General features: G+C 47.6%; 9 protein-coding genes. All 9 read left to right on the forward strand.

The annotated features are described in order from the left end of the window. Positions 1-312: 312 nt before the first annotated feature. The 9 genes from CAGA_RS12335 to CAGA_RS12380 all read left to right on the forward strand — a co-directional run bounded on the left by CAGA_RS12335 (position 313) and on the right by CAGA_RS12380 (position 6,391). Positions 313-579, forward strand: a complete 267-nt coding sequence (locus tag CAGA_RS12335) for a type II toxin-antitoxin system RelB/DinJ family antitoxin (protein ID WP_033119556.1) — start codon at positions 313-315, stop codon at positions 577-579. Next, a complete protein-coding gene (locus tag CAGA_RS12340; RefSeq protein WP_021632616.1) occupies positions 572-850 on the forward strand; it encodes a type II toxin-antitoxin system YafQ family toxin in 279 nt (92 codons plus the stop codon). Before CAGA_RS12335 ends, CAGA_RS12340 begins: the two co-directional genes overlap by 8 nt. Before the next feature lie 33 nt (positions 851-883). Beyond that, the gene (locus CAGA_RS12345) at positions 884-1,366 is read left to right on the forward strand and encodes a hypothetical protein (protein ID WP_076917214.1); all 483 of its coding nucleotides are present in this window, start codon (positions 884-886) and stop codon (positions 1,364-1,366) included. Positions 1,367-1,406: 40 nt separating this feature from the next. Beyond that, positions 1,407-1,601 (forward strand): zeta toxin family protein, encoded by a 195-nt coding sequence (locus CAGA_RS12350; RefSeq protein ID WP_430393583.1) that lies wholly within the window; start codon positions 1,407-1,409, stop codon positions 1,599-1,601. Beyond that, on the forward strand, positions 1,558-2,295 hold the full coding sequence (gene erm(B) / locus CAGA_RS12355) for a 23S rRNA (adenine(2058)-N(6))-methyltransferase Erm(B) (RefSeq protein ID WP_002292226.1): 738 nt from the start codon (positions 1,558-1,560) through the stop codon (positions 2,293-2,295). The genes CAGA_RS12350 and erm(B) overlap by 44 nt, the downstream gene beginning before the upstream one ends. Before the next feature lie 315 nt (positions 2,296-2,610). Next, positions 2,611-2,775: a hypothetical protein gene (locus CAGA_RS13030; protein ID WP_430393582.1), complete on the forward strand. Its 165-nt coding sequence runs from the start codon at positions 2,611-2,613 to the stop codon at positions 2,773-2,775. Positions 2,776-2,795: 20 nt separating this feature from the next. Then, positions 2,796-2,987 (forward strand): hypothetical protein, encoded by a 192-nt coding sequence (locus CAGA_RS13035; RefSeq protein WP_430393581.1) that lies wholly within the window; start codon positions 2,796-2,798, stop codon positions 2,985-2,987. A 289-nt stretch (positions 2,988-3,276) separates the two neighbouring features. Continuing rightward, positions 3,277-4,524: a plasmid recombination protein gene (locus tag CAGA_RS12375; protein WP_015517767.1), complete on the forward strand. Its 1,248-nt coding sequence runs from the start codon at positions 3,277-3,279 to the stop codon at positions 4,522-4,524. A 415-nt stretch (positions 4,525-4,939) separates the two neighbouring features. Beyond that, on the forward strand, positions 4,940-6,391 hold the full coding sequence (locus tag CAGA_RS12380; RefSeq protein ID WP_199488597.1) for a hypothetical protein: 1,452 nt from the start codon (positions 4,940-4,942) through the stop codon (positions 6,389-6,391). The last annotated feature ends 70 nt before the right edge of the window (positions 6,392-6,461 follow it).

Raw genomic sequence — 6,461 nt, forward strand, 5'->3', positions numbered from 1 at the left:
CGCCCATCACAGGCTTTGAGCGATCTGTTGGTGGAGGAATTTAAGAAAGGGCTGTAAACGCCCCAGAAACGCCCTACAAGGCGTTTTCGGGGCGGGTAAGGGTTTTTATATTACCCCACCGAAAACGAGGCTTGAAAACCGCGCGAAATAAGGCTTTTTCACCCCCTAAATGTACACGCTGCGGTGTTAGCATATAGAAAGCACTGTTCATAGAAAAGTTGCAAAAAAACATTTGCAATGCACTTGCAAATGTCACGAATATTGAATATAATATTAGTGCAAGCTAAAAATGACGAGGAAAGGAGTGCTATTATGGCTAAAGGAAATATGACGATAAGAATGGAGCCGGAGCTGAAAGCACAGGCGGCAGCTCTCTTTAAGTCCCTCGGAATGGATTTGAGTACGGCAACGGGTATTTTTTATCGACAGGCACTTAGGTGTCATGGACTTCCCTTTGAAGTCAAGGTTGACGAGCCGAATGCTGTTACCTATGCGGCGATGGAGGCGGCAGAAAAGGGAGAGGATATGTATGGTCCGTTTGATAGCGTTGCAGATCTGATGGAGGCGCTGAATGCTTAAGCCGGAGTTTTCGGGGCAGTTCAAACGAGATTACAAGCTTGCGATCAAGAGAGGCTGCGATCCGAAGAAGTTGGAGGAAGTGATCACGCTGTTGTGTAACGAGCAGCCGTTGCCGGAGGCGTATCGAGATCATGCTCTCACTAATTCCAGAAATTATAAGGACATGAGAGAATGTCACATCGAGCCGGACTGGCTGTTGGTCTATAAAGTTGTTCGGCAGACTTTGATTTTGAAATTGATAAGGACGGGATCTCATAGCGATTTGTTTTGAGATTAACTCCGGATGAAAGAGTGGTGATGATATTTGGCGGGTGTAATAACGGAAATTGCAATAGAATGTGGCGTGTCGGAACAGGCAGTTCGTGCATGGTGTAGGCGAAACCATGTTGCGAAAGATGCGAAAGGAAGTTTCGCAATCAGCGAAAGTCAAAAAACCGCCATATATCAGCATTATTTAGGTGTTGAACGAAAGCAAGTTTCGCAACAGGCGAAAGCAAGTTGCGAAACTTGCGAAACCACTTTGATCGCTATGCTGCAGGGAGAATTAGACCGGAAAAGCGAGCAACTTGCTGTAAAGGACAAGCAGATCGAGGAACTGAACGCAAGGTTGGCGGAGGTCAGCTCGGCGTTGGTGACGGCACAGCAGACTGCGGCAGCGGCCCAGGCTCTCCATGCTGGGACAATGCATCAGCAGCTTCTTTCCGGCAAGTCCGGAGCCGATCAGCCGGAGCGTGAGACAGAACCGGTTCAAAAGCGTAGCTGGTTTAGTAGGTTCTTTGGGGACTAAACAGAACGACAAATCGGGAATTTGTGGAGGTAAAATATAGATGAATCAAGGTAGAATTATTGTAATCACAGGTGCGCCGGGGACAGGAAAAACTACAACGGCATCTGTTGTTGCAAAAGAATCAGATTTGGAAAAGTCTGTGCATATGCACACAGATGACTTTTATCATTATTTGAGTAAAGGGGCAATACATGAACAAAAATATAAAATATTCTCAAAACTTTTTAACGAGTGAAAAAGTACTCAACCAAATAATAAAACAATTGAATTTAAAAGAAACCGATACCGTTTACGAAATTGGAACAGGTAAAGGGCATTTAACGACGAAACTGGCTAAAATAAGTAAACAGGTAACGTCTATTGAATTAGACAGTCATCTATTCAACTTATCGTCAGAAAAATTAAAACTGAATACTCGTGTCACTTTAATTCACCAAGATATTCTACAGTTTCAATTCCCTAACAAACAGAGGTATAAAATTGTTGGGAGTATTCCTTACCATTTAAGCACACAAATTATTAAAAAAGTGGTTTTTGAAAGCCATGCGTCTGACATCTATCTGATTGTTGAAGAAGGATTCTACAAGCGTACCTTGGATATTCACCGAACACTAGGGTTGCTCTTGCACACTCAAGTCTCGATTCAGCAATTGCTTAAGCTGCCAGCGGAATGCTTTCATCCTAAACCAAAAGTAAACAGTGTCTTAATAAAACTTACCCGCCATACCACAGATGTTCCAGATAAATATTGGAAGCTATATACGTACTTTGTTTCAAAATGGGTCAATCGAGAATATCGTCAACTGTTTACTAAAAATCAGTTTCATCAAGCAATGAAACACGCCAAAGTAAACAATTTAAGTACCGTTACTTATGAGCAAGTATTGTCTATTTTTAATAGTTATCTATTATTTAACGGGAGGAAATAATTCTATGAGTCGCTTTTGTAAATTTGGAAAGTTACACGTTACTAAAGGGAATGTAGATAAATTATTAGGTATACTACTGACAGCTTCCAAGGAGCTAAAGAGGTCCCTAGCGCCTACGGGGAATTTGTATCGATAAGGGGTACAAATTCCCACTAAGCGCTCGGGACCCCTTGTAGGAAAATGTCCTAAGTGTGGCAACAATATTGTATTAAAAAAATCGTTTTAGTGCAGTATCTTAAAATTTTGTATAATAGGAATTGAAGTTAAATTAGATGCTAAAAATTTGTAATTAAGAAGGAGTGATTACCACCGCATTTGCCAGAATCAAATGAGCAAAATTTGATTGTCATTGAAGCGTTTTTAGAAGCTGCGAAGCGATATGCTCGTGGTGGATATGATGTAATTGTAGATGGCATTGTAGGACCGTGGTTTTTAGAGCCGTGGCTCAACATTGTTCAAGAGCATTATGAAGTACACTAAGGGCAAGTAAAGAAGAAACTATGAAGCGAGCTATCGAACGCTCAAAGTTAGACAGAGAAACAAATATTGAATTAGTTGAAACAATGTGGAATCAATTTTCCAATTTAGGAATCTATGAATTAAATGTTATAGATACAACTACGCATTCAATCAAAGATACTGTTTCAGCAGTAAAAGAAAAAATAGTAAGCGGTACGGCCTTACTATTTTAGACAATTCCAGTTTATCGGTGGGATGAAGGTCGGGGAGCCGTCCGCAGACGGCAGGGGCAGCGCCCCTCCGGAGCTGGCAGAGCAGCAGGCACGAGCCGGCAGTGAAGCAGCTCCGGCAACCCCTCCCCTTTAGGGGCGCAAAGCACTTTCACACCGCTGCACCGATGGGGTGGCGGTGTGAAAGTGCTTTTGCGTTACTTTCTCACCAGAAAGTAACAAAGAGGTTGTTTTTAGCGGAAATTTATGATAAAATAGAGGACGGAAGAATAAGCGGAAAGGGGGCGATTTTATGGGAGTTACGATTTCGGGTATGACAGGTGCAGGGAGCATCCGGCACAACAACCGCAGCTTCTCAGCGGCGAATGTAGACCGGAGCCGGACGGAGCAGAACATTGTTTTCTGCAACGAGGATCTGAAGCAGGTCTATCATATGGTCTTTGATGAAGCTCTCGCAGCCTACAACGCAAAGAAAACCAAAACGAGAGATAAGATACCGGACTACTATGAGCATATCCGGCAGAGTAAACAGGAAAAGCTGTTCCATGAAGCGATCTTCCAGATCGGCAACATGAGCGACTGTGGGTGCGGTACGCCGGACGGAGAACGGGCGGCGGCAGCTCTGAAAGATTTTGCGGAGTCTTTTGCAGAACGCAACCCCCATCTGCGGGTGTTCAATATGGTGCTGCACATGGACGAGGCAACGCCCCATCTCCATGTCGATTTTATCCCTGTGGCAACGGAGCAGTCAAGAGGACTTTCTACAAGGGTATCTATGAAACAGGCATTGAAGCAGCAGGGGTTTGTCGGTGTCGGCAGAAAGCAGACCGAATGGGCGGCGTGGATGGAACGGGAGAAAGAAGCTCTGACGGAGATCGCCCAGCGGCACGATTTTGAAATTATCTCTCTCGGCACGAACAGACCGCACATGGACTTGCCGCAGTTCAAGGAAGCGGCTGCGAGGCTGGAAGCGGTGCAGCAGCAGACAGCGGCAGTAGAGCGGGAGGTTGCTGAGCTGGAACGGCAGCGGGACGCTCTGAAAGGCACTGTGCGGCTCTTAAAGGAGGCTGACAGGGTAAATGCACCCCTGCATGATATTCAGCCGGAAAAGACGCTCACAGGGGCAGTAAAGGGCGTGACGGTGGATCAGGTCGAGCAGCTAAAGAAAATGGCACTGCGCAGCGTGACGGATCGGCACAAGGTACAGGAGCTGACGGAGGAAAACACCCGTCTGCGGTCACAGGTGCCGTCCATGAAGAAGCGGCTGGAAGAAGCGCAGCGGCAGCAGAGGCTTGAACAGGAAAACCGGAGGCTGCGCGATGAAAACTATTATCTGCAATCCGAGCTGCAGGAGGAACGCAGCTTCACCGAGCGTCTGACGGACGGCATCGGTCGGATGCTGGACTTCTTGGAAGAACACTTGCCGGAGCGTCTGCGTCCTCTGCTTGAAAAGGCGAGGGAGCTGCTGCCCGATCCGGAGATTGGACAGCAGCAGGAGCAACAGCAGCACCAGCGAGGAATGGGCGGCATGGAGCTGTAAAAGAAGCCTGTCCGGAGGGCTTGAAAATCTCTTTCGGACAGGCTATAATAACAACTGAAAATAGGGAATTGCTGTATTGATAATCTAAGCCCCCTGTAAGGGTACTCCCAACCTATATTTTTTCTCTCTGAAAGGGAGAAAGTCGGAGGGGAAAAGGGGGGTGAGCGGAGGGGTGTTGGAAGTGTGGTAAACCTCGTTAGAGGTTTTCCAAGCCACTGTGGTAAACCCATCGGGTTTTCCATAGTGGCGGCACTTTCAATGCCCCGCAGCGAGGGGGAAAAGGGGGAGGTGACTTTCTCTTTAAGGCGGCGTAGCCGCCGCTCTTTTGCTCCCCCTTTTCCCCCTTCCCGCCCGCAGGCGATCCCCGCCGCAGCGGATTTTCTTTTTGGTACTTTTTCTTTTGTGAGGTGGTAATATGACCGAGAATTATCGAGGCTGCTACGAGTATTTGAGCGCACAATATCCGGAGGTCGGAGGCTATGAGTTTTATAAAGAGCTGTTTCCGGACAATGAGAACTCCGGAGAACGGCACACGGATTTTTCCCATCCGAACGCTGTGTATCTGTATCGGGACGAACAGAGCGAGGATAAGAAGCTCCGGCGCAGGAAGATGTATAACGACACATGGGAACAGGATTACATGGAGTTTGTCGAGGGGAACAGCCTTACTTTGTGCAGCGGTCTTGCATATCGCAGAAAGGAGAACAGGCTGGAGAACGCCCAGCGGATGTATGCTCTGATCTTCGATCTGGATGGCGTAGGTCTTGCCGAGCTGCGCAACCTCTTTCTGCGCTTTGGCGGCGATCCGGAGCGAGTGCGCCGGTTGCCGATGCCGACTTTCCTTGTTCTGTCGGGGACAGGGCTGCATATCTACTATGTTTTCCAGCAGCCGATTGACCTATACCCGAATATAAAAATTCAGCTTAAAAGTCTGAAATATGACCTCACTTTCCGGCTATGGGAGTATGGCAGCACTTCGCAGGTCAAGGCGATCCAGTATCAATCCATCAATCAGAGCTTCCGCATGGTGGGCAGCATCAATGACAAGCATGGGACGGAGCTGGTCGCTTTCCGTACCGGAGAACGGGTAACGCTGGATTATCTGAACGCCTACGCAAAGCCAGAAAACAGGGTGGATGTCAATAAGCCTTTCAGCCCATCCAAAATGACACGAGCTGAGGCGAGGGAGGCATATCCGGAGTGGTATGAGCGTGTTGTTGTGAGAGGCGAGAAAGGACGCAAGAAGTGGGATATTGCCGGAAAGGTGCATGGTGATGATCCGTATGCGCTCTACCATTGGTGGCTGCGGCAGATCGGAGAGATAAAGGGCGGGCATCGGTATTTCTTTTTGATGTGCCTTGCTATCTATGCTTACAAATGCGGTGTGTCGAAGCAGCAGCTCCGGCAGGATATGAAAGAGGCTTTTGATGATCTGCAGATGGTGAAGCATGAGAACGCATTGACCGAGGAAGATATACGGAGTGCGCTGGAAGCCTACGACAAGGAGTATTACAATTTCACGATTTCCGATATTGAAGCTCTGACCGATGTTCGCATCGAGCGCAACAAGAGGAATGGTAGATCACAGAAAGAGCATTTGAAAAGAGCAAGGGCGGTGCAGGAAGTGGATTATCCTGGCGGCACATGGAGAAGAAAAGGGGCAGAAGAAAAGAAAGCGCAAGTCTATGCGTGGCGGCAGGAGCATCCAGAGGGACGCAAGGCCGATTGTCATAGGGACACCGGACTTGATCCGAAAACGATCCGCAAATGGTGGGACACCGTACCGGAGGGGCATATAACGGTCAAAATACGCCCATCACAGGCTTTGAGCGATCTGTTGGTGGAGGAATTTAAGAAAGGGCTGTAAACGCCCCAGAAACGCCCTACAAGGCGTTTTCGGGGCGGGTAAGGGTTTTTATATTACCCCACCGAAAACG

The organism is Caproiciproducens galactitolivorans (assembly GCF_004768785.1).
Classification (GTDB): Bacteria; Bacillota; Clostridia; order Oscillospirales; family Acutalibacteraceae; genus Caproiciproducens; species Caproiciproducens galactitolivorans.

Bases quoted from the DNA above. Each gene is read 5' to 3' on its own strand.
- CAGA_RS12335 (WP_033119556.1), top strand. From the start codon at position 313: ATGGCTAAAGGAAATATGACGATAAGAATGGAGCCGGAGCTGAAAGCA.
- CAGA_RS12340 (WP_021632616.1), top strand. From the start codon at position 572: ATGCTTAAGCCGGAGTTTTCGGGGCAGTTCAAACGAGATTACAAGCTT.
- CAGA_RS12350 (WP_430393583.1), top strand. From the start codon at position 1,407: ATGAATCAAGGTAGAATTATTGTAATCACAGGTGCGCCGGGGACAGGA.
- CAGA_RS13035 (WP_430393581.1), top strand. From the start codon at position 2,796: ATGAAGCGAGCTATCGAACGCTCAAAGTTAGACAGAGAAACAAATATT.
- CAGA_RS12375 (WP_015517767.1), top strand. From the start codon at position 3,277: ATGGGAGTTACGATTTCGGGTATGACAGGTGCAGGGAGCATCCGGCAC.
- CAGA_RS12380 (WP_199488597.1), top strand. From the start codon at position 4,940: ATGACCGAGAATTATCGAGGCTGCTACGAGTATTTGAGCGCACAATAT.